This is a genomic window from Ruegeria sp. BI7 (assembly GCF_056537925.1).
The window spans coordinates 1,206,822-1,223,423 of sequence record NZ_JBQFSK010000001.1 but is presented as its reverse complement, the minus strand read 5'-3'; the positions used below and the strand labels follow the sequence as shown (position 1 = coordinate 1,223,423).

15 protein-coding genes are annotated in these 16,602 nt (G+C 57.9%); 7 read left to right on the top strand and 8 right to left on the bottom strand.

The genetic code is table 11. The annotated features are described in order from the left end of the window. Positions 1–191: 191 nt before the first annotated feature. Entirely contained in the window at positions 192–2,006 is a 1,815-nt protein-coding gene (locus ACR0JB_RS06095; RefSeq protein WP_170577690.1) for an extracellular solute-binding protein, read from the bottom strand. A gap of 293 nt (positions 2,007–2,299) precedes the next feature. Here ACR0JB_RS06095 and ACR0JB_RS06090 point away from each other — a divergent pair, with 293 nt between their 5' ends. Further along, complete coding sequence (locus tag ACR0JB_RS06090) at positions 2,300–3,073, top strand: 3-hydroxybutyrate dehydrogenase (protein WP_170505688.1); 774 nt, start codon at positions 2,300–2,302, stop codon at positions 3,071–3,073. A gap of 15 nt (positions 3,074–3,088) precedes the next feature. Then, a complete protein-coding gene (locus ACR0JB_RS06085) occupies positions 3,089–4,114 on the top strand; it encodes a patatin-like phospholipase family protein (RefSeq protein WP_170505691.1) in 1,026 nt (341 codons plus the stop codon). Here the strand turns inward: ACR0JB_RS06085 and ACR0JB_RS06080 are convergent, their stop codons facing one another. The 4 genes from ACR0JB_RS06080 to ACR0JB_RS06065 all read right to left on the bottom strand — a co-directional run bounded on the left by ACR0JB_RS06080 (position 4,115) and on the right by ACR0JB_RS06065 (position 7,321). Then, on the bottom strand, positions 4,115–4,792 hold the full coding sequence (locus tag ACR0JB_RS06080; RefSeq protein ID WP_170348865.1) for a DUF502 domain-containing protein: 678 nt from the start codon (positions 4,790–4,792) through the stop codon (positions 4,115–4,117). Positions 4,793–4,856: 64 nt separating this feature from the next. After that, a complete protein-coding gene (locus ACR0JB_RS06075; RefSeq protein ID WP_170348864.1) occupies positions 4,857–5,768 on the bottom strand; it encodes a pseudouridine-5'-phosphate glycosidase in 912 nt (303 codons plus the stop codon). Next, positions 5,765–6,658, bottom strand: coding sequence for a PfkB family carbohydrate kinase (locus ACR0JB_RS06070; protein WP_170395950.1), 894 nt, complete (start codon positions 6,656–6,658; stop codon positions 5,765–5,767). The genes ACR0JB_RS06075 and ACR0JB_RS06070 overlap by 4 nt, the downstream gene beginning before the upstream one ends. Before the next feature lie 45 nt (positions 6,659–6,703). Further along, positions 6,704–7,321 (bottom strand): thiamine phosphate synthase, encoded by a 618-nt coding sequence (locus ACR0JB_RS06065; protein ID WP_170395948.1) that lies wholly within the window; start codon positions 7,319–7,321, stop codon positions 6,704–6,706. Between the two features lie 154 nt (positions 7,322–7,475). Here ACR0JB_RS06065 and ACR0JB_RS06060 point away from each other — a divergent pair, with 154 nt between their 5' ends. From ACR0JB_RS06060 to ACR0JB_RS06050, 3 genes are all read left to right on the top strand, one after another. Next, a complete protein-coding gene (locus tag ACR0JB_RS06060) occupies positions 7,476–8,219 on the top strand; it encodes an RNA methyltransferase (protein ID WP_170395946.1) in 744 nt (247 codons plus the stop codon). A gap of 62 nt (positions 8,220–8,281) precedes the next feature. Next, the gene (gene ctaA / locus ACR0JB_RS06055) at positions 8,282–9,427 is read left to right on the top strand and encodes a heme A synthase (RefSeq protein WP_170395944.1); all 1,146 of its coding nucleotides are present in this window, start codon (positions 8,282–8,284) and stop codon (positions 9,425–9,427) included. A gap of 5 nt (positions 9,428–9,432) precedes the next feature. Further along, a complete protein-coding gene (locus ACR0JB_RS06050; RefSeq protein ID WP_170395942.1) occupies positions 9,433–10,902 on the top strand; it encodes a carboxypeptidase M32 in 1,470 nt (489 codons plus the stop codon). 87 nt (positions 10,903–10,989) lie between these two features. Here ACR0JB_RS06050 and ACR0JB_RS06045 read toward each other — a convergent pair whose 3' ends face one another. Together ACR0JB_RS06045 and gyrA are read right to left on the bottom strand one after the other, a co-directional pair. Next, a complete protein-coding gene (locus ACR0JB_RS06045) occupies positions 10,990–11,463 on the bottom strand; it encodes a hypothetical protein (protein ID WP_170577692.1) in 474 nt (157 codons plus the stop codon). 161 nt (positions 11,464–11,624) lie between these two features. Then, positions 11,625–14,351, bottom strand: coding sequence for a DNA gyrase subunit A (gyrA, locus tag ACR0JB_RS06040; protein WP_170505697.1), 2,727 nt, complete (start codon positions 14,349–14,351; stop codon positions 11,625–11,627). Positions 14,352–14,544: 193 nt separating this feature from the next. Here gyrA and ACR0JB_RS06035 point away from each other — a divergent pair, with 193 nt between their 5' ends. Both ACR0JB_RS06035 and ACR0JB_RS06030 read left to right on the top strand, forming a co-directional pair. Then, positions 14,545–14,814, top strand: a complete 270-nt coding sequence (locus ACR0JB_RS06035; RefSeq protein WP_058280415.1) for an usg protein — start codon at positions 14,545–14,547, stop codon at positions 14,812–14,814. Between the two features lie 104 nt (positions 14,815–14,918). Then, positions 14,919–15,614, top strand: a complete 696-nt coding sequence (locus tag ACR0JB_RS06030) for a lipid-binding SYLF domain-containing protein (RefSeq protein ID WP_170505700.1) — start codon at positions 14,919–14,921, stop codon at positions 15,612–15,614. Here the strand turns inward: ACR0JB_RS06030 and ACR0JB_RS06025 are convergent, their stop codons facing one another. Continuing rightward, positions 15,615–16,568 carry a radical SAM protein gene (locus tag ACR0JB_RS06025; RefSeq protein WP_170395934.1) on the bottom strand — a complete coding sequence of 318 codons (954 nt, stop codon included), beginning with the start codon at positions 16,566–16,568 and terminating at the stop codon, positions 15,615–15,617. It abuts the gene before it with no gap. Between the last annotated feature and the right edge of the window lie 34 nt (positions 16,569–16,602).

The following is a 16,602-nucleotide window of genomic DNA, read 5'->3' as shown; positions in this document are numbered from 1 at the left end:
GTGATCAGCAAATTGTGGCGAAACTTAGTTCGAATACCCCTAGATGTTGTGTGGTTTGCGCCATGTGCCGAAATCCGCCGAAGGCTGCGGCGTTATGGCAGAGCCGTCCTTTGGGGCCAAATCTTCAGATCCAAAGCACCAAAGCACCAAACAACCTACAGCGGATTAATGCGGCAGCGGGGCTTATTTGGTCACTCTTCGTACCACCAAACCTGCGGCATATACTCGGGCCCGTCGCCATAGATCGGCAGGGTTTGAGGCTGCTTCAGTTCTTTGGCATGGGCGATGCGCCCGACGTCGAAGTTCCAGATCGGAATGACATAGCGACCAGCAGTCAGAACCCGATCAAGCGCGCGGGTGGCGGCCACGAAATCCTCGTGACTTTCCGAGGCCAGCATAGCGTCAATCAGCCCATCCACAGCGGGTGAGGCGACTCCCATCAGGTTGCGCGTGCCCTGTACATCCGCGTTTTCGCTGCCCCAATACAGACGCTGTTCATTGCCCGGAGACAGAGACAGCGCACGGCGAAGGAACGTGATGTCAAAATCAAACTCGGCATTGCGGCCGACAAATTGCGCGCTGTCTACCTGTTCGACATTGACCTTGATGCCCAGACGCTCAAGCGCGCGGGTATAGATTTCGATGGCTGTTTGTCCTTCGCTATCGCCCTGTTGCAGCAGAACGGTGATGGCAAAGTCCTGACCATTCTGGTTGCGCAGCACACCGTCCTGAATGGTCCAGCCTGCTTCGGCCAGCAGCTTGTTGGCCTTGCGAATATTGGCGCGATTCCGGGCCGAACCGTCGCCGACGGGCAGGGCATAACCTTCAAGCGCGCCGGGCGGTAGGTCGTCGGCATAAAGTTGCAGCAGCTCGGCGACACGCCCAGTGGCCGGGCCGGGTTGCATGCCCAGGTCAGAGCCCGAGAAATACGAAGTGATCCGTGGTTGGGCGCTGCCGGTGATCGTATCGTTGATAAATTCGAAATTGAACGCCAGCAGCATCGCCTCGCGGACTCGCCAATCATCGAAAGGGGCCTTGCGGGTGTTCATGACAAACCCGGTCATGCCCGAGGGTTTGCCGTGCGGAATTTCGGTCTTGACCACATCACCGCGCTGAACGGCAGGAAAATCGTACTGAGTGTTCCATTTGTCGGCGTTGAATTCGCGCACCGCGGTCAGTTCACCGGCCTTGAACGCCTCGAACAGGACGGTGCCGTCGCCAAAAAACTCGATCCTTATGTCATCCAGGTTCATGGTCCCGCGCCGGAACGGAATGTCAGCCCCCCAATAGTCTGGATTGCGCCGCAAATTCACATAGCGGCCCGCCTCATAGCTATCGATCACGTACGGCCCCGACCCGATGGGAAGGTCCTGCAGCGCGGCGTTGGCGAAATCTTTCCCCTCCCACTGTGCTTTTTGCAGGATCGGACGCAGCCCGGCGATCAGTGCCAATTCCCGGTCAGGTTCGTTAAAGGTGATCCGCACCGTGCGGGGGCCGGTTTGTTCGATGCTGTCGATCTTGCCCCACAAACCGCGGTAACGCAGATGACCTTCGGTGCCCAAAGTTTCATATGACCAAATCACGTCATCCACGGTCACCGGGTTTCCGTCAGAAAACCGGGCGTTCTCACGCAGGGTAAATTCTACCCAAGAGCGGTCCGGTGCAGTCTCAACTGATTCGGCTAACAACCCGTAAAGAGTGAAAGGTTCGTCCCAGGACCGGCCCATCAGGCTTTCATGGGTCCAAAATCGCAATTGCCATGGCGAGCTGCCTTTTTGCACAAACGGGTTCAAACTGTTAAAGCCGCCGGTGTTTCCGAATACAACCTTGCCGCCTTTGGGCGCGTCGGGATTGGCATAGGGCAGGGACACAAAATCCGGTGGTAGGGCAGGGTCGCCGTACATAGCTATGCCATGGGCCGATTCTGCATGAGCGATTGTGACAGCAAAAATAAAGGTGATTCCCGCGATCACAGGGCGAACGGGGCGTAGAAAATTGGGGCGCATTTTGGAAACAATCCTGCTCTGGCCTTATTTTGTTGGGATTCACCGTATCGATGATTTTTCTTATTTTCAAACTTTTAGCTTGGACGGATGCAAGGAATTGCTTATAAAGGATGCACTGCTCGATAGGTTTCTTGCCTGTATGAAACCTGCCTCAATAACTTAACGCCCGCTTCGTGCGGGCGTTTTTTTTGAGGCGTTTTGCCCCCGGATGCAGAACCCAGATGTTTCCCCGTTTCCTTTGCAGTTGCAGCATGGCACTGTGCGATCAAAGCAGATGTTGACGGAGAAAGCTCATGAGCGTGGCGGGAAAAACGGCGATCATCACAGGGTCGAATTCAGGGATCGGTTTGGGTGTTGCCCGCGAATTGGCCAAGGCTGGGGCCAACGTAATATTGAACTCGTTCACCGATCGGGATGAGGATCACGCGCTGGCCGCCGAGATTGCGCAGGAAACCGGAACCAACGCGCGTTACATCAAGGCGGACATGTCCAAGGGGGATGAATGCCGCGCCCTGATCGAAAAAGCGGGTGCCTGCGACATTCTCGTGAACAATGCAGGCATTCAACACGTCTCACCGATTGATCAGTTCCCGGTCGACAAATGGGATGCAATCATCGCGATCAACATGAACTCGGCCTATCACACTATGGCAGCGGCTCTGCCGATGATGCGCCAGGCCGGGTGGGGGCGCATTGTGAACATCGCCTCGGCCCACGGGCTGACGGCGTCGCCTTTCAAAGCAGCCTATGTCGCGGCCAAACATGGTGTGGTTGGGATGACCAAAACCGTAGCGCTGGAGACCGCGCAGGAACCGATAACCTGTAACGCGATTTGCCCGGGCTACGTGCTGACGCCGCTGGTCGAGGCGCAGATTCCCGACACTATGAAAGAATACGGCATGAGCCGCGAGGACGTGATCAAGAACGTCATGCTGGAACGACAGCCTTCGAAAGCTTTTGCAACGGTCGAGCAACTGGGCGGTACAACGGTCTTTTTGTGTTCGGATGCCGCCGCGCAGATCACCGGAACGGCAATCTCGGTGGATGGGGGCTGGACGGCTCTGTAAGTCAGGGGGCAGGTAATGAAACGCATCAATCTGGCACTGCAGGGCGGCGGCGCGCATGGCGCCTTTACCTGGGGTGTCTTGGACCGGTTGCTGGACGAGGATGATATCGAGGTCGCGGCAATCACCGGCACCTCGGCCGGGGCGCTGAACGGGGCTGCGTTCAAATCCGGCATGGTACGCGATGGACGTGACGGCGCGCGGGCCAGCCTTGATGGGCTGTGGGCGCGCATGGGGGCCGTCGGCGATATGCGCCTTGCCAATTGGATGCAGGCACTTGAGCCCGCTCAGATTGCGCATGCCATGGAGTATTCCCTGCCGTTTTCCGTGGGTGATGCATGGTCGCGGCTGGTGTCGCCCTATGCTTATGGTCCGTTTTATCGCAACCCGCTGGAACCGGTGGTGGACCGGTTCAATTTCAAGGAAATTTGCGCCGATGAAGGACCGCGCCTGTTCGTCTGCGCCACCTGCGTGCGCAGTGGCAAGATCCGTGTTTTTACCGGGGATGAGGTCTCGACCGATGCGATTTTAGCATCGGCCTGCCTGCCAAACCTGTTTCAGGCAGTTGAGATTTTTGATCCCAATTCGGGCCGGACCGAGGCGTATTGGGATGGCGGCTATACCGGGAACCCGGCGCTGTACCCCTTGTTCAACACCGATCTGCCAGATGATGTGGTGATCGTGAACATCAACCCGCTGGAACGGGAAGAGGTGCCGAAAACGCCGCAACAAATCCAGAACCGGATCAACGAGATCAGCTTTAACTCATCCCTGTTCCGCGAATTGCGCGCGATCAGCTTCGTGCAGCGTTTGTTGGCCGAAGGCAAATTGAAAGCGGGTGAGATGAACCGGGTTCTGGTTCACATGATCGCCGATGACGCGCTGATGAACGATCTGTCGGTGGCAACTAAGACGGTGCCGAACCCGGTTGTTCTGCACAAGTTGAAAGAGGCCGGGCGCACGGCTGCGCATCGGTTCCTTTCGGACAACAAGGGCGATTTGGGGCGGAAAAGTACTGTCAACCTGCCCGAGATGTTTGGCTGATCACTCAGGCGGTAGCGTCGGATCTTTGCCGTTGGGGTAAACCAGACCGGCAGAAATCACCAGCTTGGCCGCGTCCTCGATAGTCATGTCCAGCAGAATGACGTCTTCGGCAGGAAAGAACAGCAAAAACCCCGAGGTCGGGTTTGGCGTGGTCGGGATGAAAACGCTCAGCAATTCGCCCGCGGTTTCGGCGCGCTGGGTGACCTCGCCTTTGGCAGTGGTCGATACAAAGCCGATAGCCCAGATACCGCGGCGTGGATATTGCACCAAGCAGGCTTTTTCAAAAGATCTTTCTGTCTGGGCAAAGACCGTCTCGGATATTTGCTTGATCCCGGAATAGATCGAGCGGACAACCGGCATCCGTTCTACCAGGCTTTCGGTGAAGGAAATAAAGGATCGTCCCAGAATCCCCTTGGCGACCCAGCCCACCAGAACAGTGAACACCAGAAAGATGATGACGCCGACGCCGCGCAGGTTGATGCCTACATATTGTTGGGGCTGGAACTGTTGTGGGATCAGCGGCAGGACAGCACTGTCGATCCAGCCCACGACGGACCAAATCAACCAGATTGTCAGCCAGACAGGCGCAATGACAACGATGCCCGTCAGAAAAGACGCGCGCAGCCGGGAAAACAGGCCCGGTCCGCGGTGGGGTTCTTCGTCAAACGGTGTGTTCATTGCGATCCTGATTGGTTTGCCGATTTAGTTAAGCAGTCCGGCGTCTTGGTACAATAGGGTAGCTCTAGGCGGATTTGGTCAAAGCAATCGCGATACCGGCGGCTAGACGGGCATTGTTGCGCACCAGCGCAATGTTTGCGGTCAGCGAGCGGCCCCCGGTCTGTTCATAGATCCGTTGTAGCAGGTATGGCGTGACGCCTTTGCCGGTGATCCGGTGCGTATCCGCGTCGGATTGGGCGGCAGCGATGATGGGGGCCAGTTCCTCGGCCGGGATTTGATCGGCGTCCGGGATCGGGTTGGCAACCAGCTGACCCCCGGGCAGGCCAAGCGCGCGACGGGTGGCGTGGGCCTTGGCGATGTCTTCTGCACTATCCATGCGCAAGGGCGCGGGATAGGGGGACTTGGCGGACCAAAAGGCCGGGAATTCATCCTGCCCATGCGCGATAACCGGAACGCCCAATGTCTCGAGCACTTCAAGTGTTTTAGCAAGATCCAGGATGGCTTTCGCACCGGCTGCAACAACAGTAACGGGTGTCTGCGCCAATTCGTGCAGATCGGCTGAGATGTCAAACGAGGTCTCGGCCCCCTGATGCACACCACCGATGCCACCGGTCGCAAAAACCTCGATCCCGGCATAGCGCGCGGCGATCATCGTGGCGGCCACTGTTGTGGCCCCGGTGCCGCTGGTCGACATACAGGCCGCCATGTCCGCGCGTGAGATCTTGGCGACGCCCTGGGCCTGCCCCAAGGCTTTCAACTGGTCGTCTTCCAGGCCCACATGCAGTTTGCCTTTGATCACGGCCATGGTTGCAGGAACCGCGCCAGCGTCACGGACGTCCTGCTGAACCTGCGCCGCCACCTCGATATTCTGAGGGTAGGGCATACCATGGGTGATGATGGTGCTTTCCAGTGCAACGATGGGCTGACCTGCATCTTTGGCGGCGCGGACCTCGGCGGAATATTGGATGTCGATCACAGTGGTGTTTCTCCGGAAACATAGGTTGCGGCGGCATGCAGGGCGCGGCGTAAGGCTTCGTCATTGGACGCACCGTTGGCCTCGGACGCGATATGCGCCGCCATGAAAGTATCGCCCGCACCGGTCACACGGGTGACCAGAACGGAGGGCGGTGTTTGGGTCAGTATTTCGTCAGCGCTGCCAATGGTGGCCGAGTTGCCGCCGTCCGTGACCAGCACCCGCAGCGCGCCACGGTCCAGCAGGCCCTTGGCGGCGCCTTCAGAATCGGTGAATTCGCGCTGGCACAAGATGCCGGCCTCTTCGAGGTTCACGTAAAGCGTGGCGCGGGCGTGTTTCAGGAACGGCAGCAGACGCTCGGCCTTGCCGGGCGAGGCCGGGGCCACGCGCAGGTCCGCACGCGCAAAGGCGGGGCTTTGGGCGATTTCTTCTAACAGGGTCAGCGTCAGATTGCCGTCCAATGCGATGGGACCCTGGAACGGAGTGTTCTCATACCCCAGCGGCCCATGCATCAAGGGGCGCAGGATTTTCGCCCCGGCGGCCTCAAGCGAATGCGCGTCAGCAATTGCCGCGATCAGGCCGTTGGCCCCTTCGACGGCCATGTACCTGTCTGTCGGCAAATCCTGCGAACGATAGATGTGGTCCGTGACCATGCCCAGCCGCGAACAGGCGTTGACCAGTTCGTCGCCTTCGGGGTCGCGACCAATGGCTGTCAGAAGGGTCGGCGTCATACCGAAGCGTACCAGCGTCATGGCGATGTTCATGGCCACTCCGCCAGGCAGGCGGGTGATCCGCCCCGGCACGTCCGAGCCCTGACGCATGGCGCTGGCGGACCGCCCGATTATGTCCCACAGGACCGAGCCGATACACAGGATTTCGCTGTTCTGAGTCATGCCCGTGTCATGCCGCAGCCCCGAGGTGGGTGCAAGGGTTAACGCTCACATCGCGTCGGTAAGAGTTGTAAGCGCGGCAAGCGGGTCTTCTTGCGACCAGATCTCATCCCCGATACCGAAGAAATCAGTGCAAGGGGTCAGGTCGCGGATCAGCTCAGGCGTCAGGCCACCTTCGGCCACAACCGGAACCTCGATCATCTCAGACCACCACTGAAACAGGTCTTTTTCAGCCGTGGTTCCGTCCCCCAGCGTTGACGCGCCGACCGGGCCAAAGGCAACATAATCTACGCCAGCTTCGCCGGCGGTCATGCCATCATGGCTGGACGCGCCACAAAAACTGCCAACAATGGCATCCGCGCCCAACTCCTTGCGCGCGGCGCGCACTGAACGTGCGGCGTCGTCCAGATGCACCCCGTCCAACCCCAACCGTTGCGCCAGCAGAACATGGTTCGAGATGACCAGCGCCACGTCACGGGTATGGGCCACCTCGCGACAAGCATCAGCAGCGCGCGAGATCGCGTCTTCGTCATTGCCTGCCAAAGCCAGTCGGATGCAGGCAATCTCGGCACCGTCCAGAACGCGGCTAAGCTGGTCGGGGAACGTGCTCAATGAGATGGTCGGAGGGGTGATCAGGTAAATCTGCGGCTGCTCGGGGGTGTCCATTGGCGCGTCCTTAGCTTTCAGTCTTTGGCGCGGTTTAGCGGATTGTGCCGGGGAAGCAAACTTTTATGCCGGTTTAAGGCGCAATTGACCAATCGGATGCCTTGCCCTGCGCCATCGCGCCGATTACAGCAAGCCAAGTTTTCCGGAGACAACCATGCCCAGCGATACATCCCAGCCGTCCTTTGTGCTCGTCCGCCCTCAGATGGGTGAAAACATCGGCGCTGCCGCGCGGGCGATGTGGAATTTCGGGCTGGACCGGATGCGGATCGTCGCACCGCGTGATGGCTGGCCAAACCCCAAGGCGGTGGCAATGTCCAGCGGGGCGGGGCGCTTGCTGGACGAAGCGCAGCTGTTCGATGACCTTGCGGGCGCGCTGGCCGACAGCACTTTTGTCTTTGCAACCACCGCACGCCAGCGTGGTCTGACCAAACCGGTCTACAGCCCCGAACGCGCGATGCAGATCGCGGCCGAGAAAGTGGCGGCTGGTGAAAAGGTCTCGGTTTTGTTCGGACCGGAACGGGCAGGATTGGAAAACGAAGATATCGCCAAGGCAAATGCCATTATCTCGGTTCCGGTAAACCCGGAATATGCCTCGCTGAACCTTGGCCAATGCGTGTTGTTGACCGCCTATGAGTGGATGCGCCAGACAGGCGATGTGGTGCACGAAGCCACCGATCTGGGCAAAGGCGACTGGGCCACGGGGATCGAGGTCGAAAAACTGGTCGAACATTACGAAAACCGGCTGGACGAGGCGGGCTTTTTCTATCCACCCGAAAAGGCCGAAGGCATGAAGACCAATTTGCGCAATCTGTGGTCTCGGATGCGGATGACGCGCGCGGATGTGCAGATGCTGCACGGGATCATGCGTCAGATGGTCCGTTGGAAGGATAAAGGCTGAGGCTGGACCTTAGCCCCCCTTCACCCTAGCTTGCGACGAAATCCAAGGCACAAGAGGACAGCATGAGCGGTAAGCGCAGCATCTTCGAAGACGTCTCAGACACAGAAAAACAACAGGCCGTTCAACCGGGCATGATTGACCGTGGTCGTGGCGGCGCACGCGGGGCAATTCGCGTCTGGCTGATGATCCTGTTCGCGCTGGTCGTTGTCATGATCGCCGTAGGCGGCCTGACACGCCTGACCGATAGCGGACTGTCGATAACGGAATGGCGCCCGGTCACTGGGGCCATCCCGCCAATGACCGAGGCCGATTGGCAGGCCGAGTTCGAAAAGTACAAGCAGATCGATCAATGGCGCATTCAGAACCAATGGATGGAGCTTGATGACTTTAAATCCATTTACTGGTGGGAGTGGGGTCACCGTCAACTGGGCCGGGTGATCGGTCTAGTTTGGGCACTTGGGTTCTTTGGCTTCTTGCTGGCCCGGAAAATTCCGACCGGGTGGACAGGTAAATTGCTGATTCCAGGCGCTTTGGGCGGTGTTCAGGGCGCGGTTGGCTGGTGGATGGTTGCCTCGGGCGTGACGCAGGGCGAGGGGATGACGGCCGTTGCCAGCTATCGCCTGGCAGTCCATCTGGGTCTGGCCTTCGTTATCCTCGGGTTCCTTGCGTGGTACATCTTTGAGCTGGGACGCGAGGAGCGTGACCTGATGCAGGCCCGCCGCGCGAAAGAGGGCAAACTGTTCTCGCTATCGACCGGGCTGATGCATTTCGCCTTTCTACAAATACTCATAGGCGCCCTTGTGGCAGGCATAGACGCTGGAAGATCATATACCGATTGGCCCCTGATCGGTGGTCAATTGTTGCCGCCTGACGCGACGATGCTTGAACCGATGTGGCGCAATTTCTTTGAAAGCCCCGGTCTGGTGCAGTTCATTCACCGCTGTGCTGGCTATCTTCTGTTTATCTTCGGCATCATTGTCTGGAGACGCGGCAGCACCAGCGCGCATCCGCAAACGCGGTTTGCGTTCAATGCAGCTTTTGCGGCGCTTTCGCTGCAGGTGGTGGTCGGGATTATGACGGTGATCTACGCGGCCCCCTGGCAGATCGCCATCTTCCACCAGTTCATGGCCGTTGTTGTTTGGACCCTGATCCTGCGCGCACGTTTCCTGACAGCATATCCAATCGCCACCTCAATCCGCGGAGCATGACCCTGATGACTGCCTATGATGACCTGATGGCCTTCCAACGCGAAACGTCGGCCCTCGGGCAAATCGCCGGGCGGCTGGGCTGGGACCAGGAAACGGTGATGCCGCGCGGCGCGGCCCCGCAACGGGCGGAGGAAATGGCCGCGATCGAAGCGGTTCTGCACGCCCGCCGCTCTGACCCGCGCGTGGCTGAGTGGTTGGAGCAAGCCGACCCACAAGACGACGTAGCCCGCGCCCAATTGCGCGATATCCGTCGAACTTACGAGCGGACGGCAAAAGTGCCAGCCGATCTGGCCAAGGCCATTGCGCGCGTGACCTCAGCGGCGCAAGGCACGTGGGCGAAGGCCCGTGCGGATGAAGATGTTTCTGCCTTTTTGCCTGTTCTCGAGGAGGTCGTTGCCCTCAAGCGTGAAGAAGGCGCTGCACTGGCGCAGGGTGGTGATGTCTATGACGCCATGGTCGAAGACTACGAACCCTATACCACCGGGTCACAAATCGCCGAGATTTTCGATCAGATGCGCCCTCGTCTTGTGGCCCTGCGCGCGGCCGTTTTGGATAAACCAGCGCCGCACGCTCTGACCGGAAAATTCGACGAACAGATACAGATGCAATTGTCGCAGAAACTGGCGACCACGTTCGGGTACGATCTGAATACTGGGCGGGTGGACAAGGCAGTGCATCCGTTCAGTTCGGGCAGTGGCCTGGATGTGCGCATCACCACTCGCACCAGCGAGACCGACCCGTTCAACTGTTTCTACTCAACCATTCATGAGGTCGGCCACGCTGCCTATGAACAGGGTATCAACCCGACCTACGCGCTGACACCACTGGGGCAGGGCGTGTCGATGGGCGTGCATGAAAGTCAAAGCCGGATTTATGAAAACCAGCTGGGCCGATCTCGGGCGTTCACGGAGTGGCTTTACAATCAAATGGTTGACGCGTTCGGTGATTTCGATGTCGCGGATGCCGATGCGTTCTATGCCACGGTCAACGGCGTACACAAAGGCTATATCCGCACCGAGGCGGACGAGGTGCAATACAACCTGCACATCATGCTGCGCTTTAACCTTGAACGCGCCCTAATGGCCGGAGACCTTCAGGTCAGCGATCTGGAGGCAGCGTGGAATGACCGGTTCAAGGCCGATTTTGGATATGAGGTCGACAGACCTTCGAACGGGTGTTTACAGGACGTCCACTGGTCGGTCGGATTGTTTGGTTATTTCCCGACCTATTCATTGGGCAATGTCTATGCCGGATGTCTGTATCAAGCGTTGCGCGCTGCGGTTCCTGATTTGGATGCGCAACTGACCAGGGGCGACACGTCAGGCGCAACCAGTTGGCTGTGCGAGAACCTACAGCGTTTTGGCGGACTCTTCACCCCGCGCGAGACTATCCAACGCGCCAGCGGGATTGAACCGGGACCGGAACCGTTGTTGGCGTATTTGGAACAGAAATTTGGTACGCTCTACAATCTTTGAACGCACAGTTTCCGGCCAAACTCGTTGTCACATGTGTGCCGCGTTGCCAGTTCTTTGCCTATAGTAGCCCATAGGAACCGAGCATTGCTAATCAGGCAGTAGATAGATGGTCAGATAGCTTAAAAGTTGAAAGCCCCCCTGAACCATATGGTTTTCTTCCAAGTCAAAATTCATGACCGTCTGATCCGCCAGAAAAAAAGCAAGCCACAATCCTAGCGATACGATAAACGCTGCGTCGACCCTCTTCTGCCAGCGATCCGTCTGGGAATACGGGGTAAATGAAGCGAACGCAAATAGCAGCGTCGAAAGAAATAGCCACAGTATGATCCCGACAAATAAAATTACATCAACGGCAGTAGAGGCACCAAACTGCGCCAGCGTTTTTTGCAGAAACGGAAAGTTGTGACCGTCAAACCAAGGGGTTGAAGTCACCCCCAGCAGCTCTAGCCCGCCGATGAAATCGGTCAAAAACGCGAATGTCCACCAGAGAAACCAAAAGATAACTAAACTTTGTTTGAACAAAATTCGCATTAAAACGACCTCTTGAAACTGCTGTTTCAAATATCCTTGGCCATAGAATAGCGATTCTTAGGAAATACAGAAACCAGCGCCGAATTGATCGTTCTATTGGGCAAACCGTTGATTGCCACATTTTGAGAGATTATTGGCGAAAACAAATCCAAGGCCCCAAAACACTGCGCTCTGGGGCCTTTGTTGTAATCTTATCCCTCGGCCTCTTCGTCGCCTTGATCGGCGATCCAGGCGACGCTGACGACCACTTCGCCTTTACCGGTGTTGAACACCTTCACACCGCCCGCGCTGCGCGACCGGAACGAGATGCCTTCGACGGGAACCCGGATTGATTGGCCTTTGGAGGTGGCCAGCATGATCTGATCGTCGATCTCAACCGGGAACGAGGCCACCAGCTCTCCGCCGCGCATTGCCTTGTCCATGGCCGCAACCCCCATGCCTCCGCGTCCGCGGACCGGGTAATCGTGACTGGAGCTTAGCTTACCCGAACCGCCTGCCGTGATGGTCAGAATCAGATTTTCAGCGGCCGACATTTGGGCATAGCGTTCCTGGCTGATGGTCGCCAGCGCATCGCCATCCTCGTCATTGGTTTCGGCCTCTTCGGTCAGGCCGGCCACGGCGCGGCGCATTTTCAGATAGGCGGCGCGTTCGTCCGACGTAGCCTTGAAATGGCGGATCACCGACATCGACACCACGCGGTCGCCATTGCTTAGCCTGATGCCACGCACACCGGTCGACTTGCGGCCCTTAAAGACACGAACATCAGTGGTCTGGAAGCGGATCGCGCGACCCGAGTTGGTGACCAGCATCACATCGTCATCTTCCGAGCAGATGCGCGCGTTTACCAGTTCCACACCCTCGGGCAGATCCATTGCGATCTTGCCGTTGCGTTTTACGTTGGTGAAATCGCTCAGCGCATTGCGGCGCACGTCGCCGGCACTGGTGGCAAAGACGATCTGCAGGTTCTCCCACTCTTCATCCGGGACATCCACGGGCATGATAGCCGCGATGGAAACACCTGTCGGGATTGGCAGGATGTTGACGATGGCTTTGCCCTTACCGGTCCGGCCCGATTGTGGCAGGCGCCAGGTCTTGAGCTTATAGACCATGCCGTCGGTGGTGAAGAACAGCAGCTGTGTGTGCGTGTTCGCGACGAAGAGGTTGGTAACAACATCCTCTTCCTTGGTCTGCATGCCCGACAGGCCCTTACCGCCGCGTTTCTGCGCGCGGAAATCGGCCAGCGGGGTACGTTTGATGTACCCGCCAGAGGTGACGGTTACGACCATATCTTCGCGTTCGATCAGATCCTCGTCTTCCATGTCGCCGGACCAGTCGACGATCTCGGTGCGACGGGGAACGGCGAACTGTTCGCGCACGCTGCGCAACTCATCGCCGATGATCGACATGATGCGTTCGCGCGAGGACAGAATATCCAGGTATTCTTTGATCTTACCTGCTAGTTCTTCCAACTCGTCCGTGACCTCTTTGACGCCCAGTTGGGTCAGGCGCTGGAGGCGCAGGTCGAGGATGGCGCGGGCCTGAACCTCGGTCAGGTTATAGGTGCCGTCGTCGTTCATCTTGGACAGAGGATCATCGATCAGTCGCAGATAACCCTCGATCTCAGCGGCAGGCCAACGGCGCGTCATCAGCTTTTCACGCGCCTCGGCTGCGTCCGCGGATGACCGGATGGTGGCAACCACTTCGTCCACGTTGGAAACGGCCACGGCCAGACCACACAGGATGTGGCTGCGCTCCCGCGCCTTGCGAAGGTCATAGGCGGTGCGGCGGGCAACGACATCCTCGCGGAAATCGATGAACGAGGTCAGGAACCGGCGCAGGGTCAGTTGTTCAGGCCGACCACCGTTCAGCGCCAGCATGTTACAGCCAAAGGACGTTTGCATCGGCGAGAAGCGGTAAAGCTGGTTCAGCACCACCTCGGGCGTCGCATCGCGTTTCAGTTCGACTACCACTCGAACACCGTTACGGTCGGACTCGTCCTGTACATGGGCCACGCCTTCGATGCGCTTCTCACGCACCGCCTCGGCGATCTTTTCGATCATCGCGGCCTTGTTCACCTGATAGGGAATTTCATCAACGACGATAGCGTAACGATCCTTACGCAGTTCTTCCACGCGGGTCTTGGCACGGATAATGACGCTGCCGCGACCTTCAAGATAGGCTTTGCGAGCACCCGAGCGGCCCAGCATGACGCCGCCGGTCGGGAAGTCGGGGCCGGGTACGTATTCAATCAACTGCTCGGACGTCAGGTCCGGGTCGTCGATCAGTGCCAGTGTGGCGTCAACTACTTCACCCAGGTTGTGCGGTGGGATGTTGGTCGCCATGCCCACGGCGATACCACCGGCTCCATTGACCAACATGTTCGGGAAACGGGCGGGCAGGACGGTCGGTTCCCGGTCCTTGCCGTCATAATTGTCCTGGAAATCGACGGTCTCTTTTTCGATATCGGCCAGCAGGGACGCGGCGGGCTTGTCCATGCGCACTTCGGTATAGCGCATGGCCGCCGGGTTATCGCCGTCCATCGAGCCAAAGTTGCCCTGACCATCCAGCAACGGCAGCGACATCGAGAAATCCTGCGCCATCCGCACCAGCGCATCATAGATCGCGCTGTCACCGTGCGGGTGGTACTTACCCATAACGTCGCCAACCGGGCGGGCCGATTTGCGATAGGCCTTGTCGTGTGTGTTCCCGGTTTCGTGCATTGCATACAGAATGCGGCGATGCACCGGCTTCAGCCCGTCGCGCAGATCGGGGATCGCGCGGCTGACGATGACCGACATCGCATAGTCCAGGTAGGACGTGCGCATCTCGGATTCGATGGACACCGTCGGGCCGTCATAAACGGGGCGCTCGGGCGGGGTTTCGTCCATGTTTTCAGGAATATCTGGCGTATCGCTCACGTAAACTGCCCGTGTTTTGTTTTGGGTCTATATCTTGTGGATGCACCTTATCAGACCCGGCACATAAGGTGCAAGCAAGCAACGATTTTGCATACGAAAAACCCCGTAACACCTGAGTAACATATTGTTAACTAAGGGTTAGGGTGTTTTCGTGTTACCCTGAAGAGACCTTGCAACAAAATTGGAGGTCTGCATGGAGCAAAGCGAAACCGAACTAATGCTCAAAGGGTACGGGCTGACAACGGCAGAATTCTTCTACCGCATGCCCGATTACATCCACGTTCTGAACACGTTCATCTGGCAGGATTACGATCTGGCGCCGGATCATCCGAAATTGTTCGATTTCATCGACTTCTGGCAGCGCGAGATTGACGGTCCGCTGCATTCGGTCCGGTTTACGCATCGCAAGATGATCGCGCCCGGTGAATGGCGCAACATGGTGGGTGAATTCAGGGTCAATTGAATATCCAGCCTGTTTTTTTGTCAGTAACGATTGAGACGCGTTAAATTTATTGGTGCTTGGGTTATGGTGTCGACCAATCCATTGGTCACATACGGAATCGCTTTATGTCCCGAACTTTGCTTTTCGCCGCTGCGCTGTTAATTGGCGGACCAGCCGTCGCCGAAGGCGTCTTTGATAAAATCAAAAAAGGTGCTGCGAACACAGCCGACGCTGTAGGGCGTGGGACTGAAACCGTGGGCAACACCATTCAGAAAGGTGCAAGCGCGGTTGAGGGGACCATCAACTCGACCACGGATTTGGTGACGAACGAGGCCACCCCGGAAGAGACGCGCGCCAAGCTGGACGCGATGGCCAGCGAGGTTCTTACCCAGTTATTAGCGGAAAACCCCGACGCAAAAGTGTTGTATGACGTAAGTGCGGGCTACGCCGTGTTCGACTCGCGCAAAGTTACGGTGTTTCCGGTCTCGGCCGGGTATGGGCGCGGGGTGGCCGTTTCAATGGATACCGGTCAGCACACTTATATGAACATGGGTACTGGCGGAGTGGGTGCCGCAGTGGGTATTGGTGGGTTTGAAACCAAGTTCGTGATCCTGTTCGAAACCCCCGCCGATCTGGCGAAATTTATCGAATATGGTTACGACGCAACAGCAGAAACCGGGGCGATGTACGGTGACGAGCGCAGCGGGGAAACCGTGCGGTTCACTGATGGCCGGTCCTTCTTCGTACTGGGCAAGAAAGGCTGGCGCGTCTCGGCTGGGGCGTCCGGCACGAAATTCTGGGAATCGCCTGAACTGAACTGATCAGCCTGAACAGCTGGCCCCGCCCAGAACACAGAATTTGGCGCAATGGGGATGGTTGAGGTGTACGTCCGCCTCGGCCTCGGCCAGGGTGTGACCCATTTCGAATTCGGGCGCATAAGGTAAAAGTGTGCAGGCCAGAACGGCGGGGCGTTCCGCACCCTTGCGCTTTACCACCATACGGGCGCTGGCACACATCACGGCGTCGGGTGATTTGTCCAGAATACCCCAGCAAGCTGTGGTGATTTCCGGCACTTCGATGGTTTCGTCCATTTCGGGGAACAGGACCGTCTGGCCCGGGTTTTGGGCGTCAATGTCAAAGCCGTGCTGCTTGAAAAACGCAGCATAGCCAGCGCGGCTTTCCGCGTCGCTGTCACCCCAGACAGTGCGCCCGGCCACGGCCATGTTTAAGCCGTTGTCACGCAGCCACTCCATCCCGGTCACGGTCTTGGCGAAGCTGCCCTTGCCACGTTCTTCGTCATGCAGATCGGAGCAGTAGTGATCGACCGAGATTCGCAGGGTTAGCTTGTTGCCGTAGTCACGCTGCAATTCCAGCAGACCCTCACGCATCTTTCGGCGCATCATTGGTTGCATGGCATTGGTGAGAATCAAAACCTCATACCCACGCTCCAGCGCGGCGCGGGTCATGTCGATCATTTCTGGGTTCATGAATGGTTCGCCACCAGTGAACCCGATTTCCCGAACCGGCCAATTTCGAGCTTCGATTTGATCCAGATAGTACCGCACCTCATCAGCGGTGATATAGACCAGTGCATCGTTGGTCGGGCTGCTTGCGATATAGCAGTTGACACATTCGATATTGCACAAGGTACCGGTATTGAACCAAAGCGTTTCAGGGTTGCTAAGCGCAACCGAGGCCCGCGTTTGCCCGTCAGCCGTCACCAATGTGTTCTGAAATTTGCCGATATTGGCAATCTGAGAGGCGTTGTCTTTCATTCCGGTATCCGGTTCTTTGCAGTCCTGCTGCTGA

Bases quoted from the DNA above. Each gene is read 5' to 3' on its own strand.
- ACR0JB_RS06095 (WP_170577690.1), bottom strand. From the start codon at position 2,006: ATGCGCCCCAATTTTCTACGCCCCGTTCGCCCTGTGATCGCGGGAATC.
- ACR0JB_RS06090 (WP_170505688.1), top strand. From the start codon at position 2,300: ATGAGCGTGGCGGGAAAAACGGCGATCATCACAGGGTCGAATTCAGGG.
- ACR0JB_RS06085 (WP_170505691.1), top strand. From the start codon at position 3,089: ATGAAACGCATCAATCTGGCACTGCAGGGCGGCGGCGCGCATGGCGCC.
- ACR0JB_RS06080 (WP_170348865.1), bottom strand. From the start codon at position 4,792: ATGAACACACCGTTTGACGAAGAACCCCACCGCGGACCGGGCCTGTTT.
- ACR0JB_RS06070 (WP_170395950.1), bottom strand. From the start codon at position 6,658: ATGACTCAGAACAGCGAAATCCTGTGTATCGGCTCGGTCCTGTGGGAC.
- ACR0JB_RS06065 (WP_170395948.1), bottom strand. From the start codon at position 7,321: ATGGACACCCCCGAGCAGCCGCAGATTTACCTGATCACCCCTCCGACC.
- ACR0JB_RS06060 (WP_170395946.1), top strand. From the start codon at position 7,476: ATGCCCAGCGATACATCCCAGCCGTCCTTTGTGCTCGTCCGCCCTCAG.
- ctaA (WP_170395944.1), top strand. From the start codon at position 8,282: ATGAGCGGTAAGCGCAGCATCTTCGAAGACGTCTCAGACACAGAAAAA.
- ACR0JB_RS06050 (WP_170395942.1), top strand. From the start codon at position 9,433: ATGACTGCCTATGATGACCTGATGGCCTTCCAACGCGAAACGTCGGCC.
- ACR0JB_RS06035 (WP_058280415.1), top strand. From the start codon at position 14,545: ATGGAGCAAAGCGAAACCGAACTAATGCTCAAAGGGTACGGGCTGACA.
- ACR0JB_RS06030 (WP_170505700.1), top strand. From the start codon at position 14,919: ATGTCCCGAACTTTGCTTTTCGCCGCTGCGCTGTTAATTGGCGGACCA.
- ACR0JB_RS06025 (WP_170395934.1), bottom strand. From the start codon at position 16,568: ATGAAAGACAACGCCTCTCAGATTGCCAATATCGGCAAATTTCAGAAC.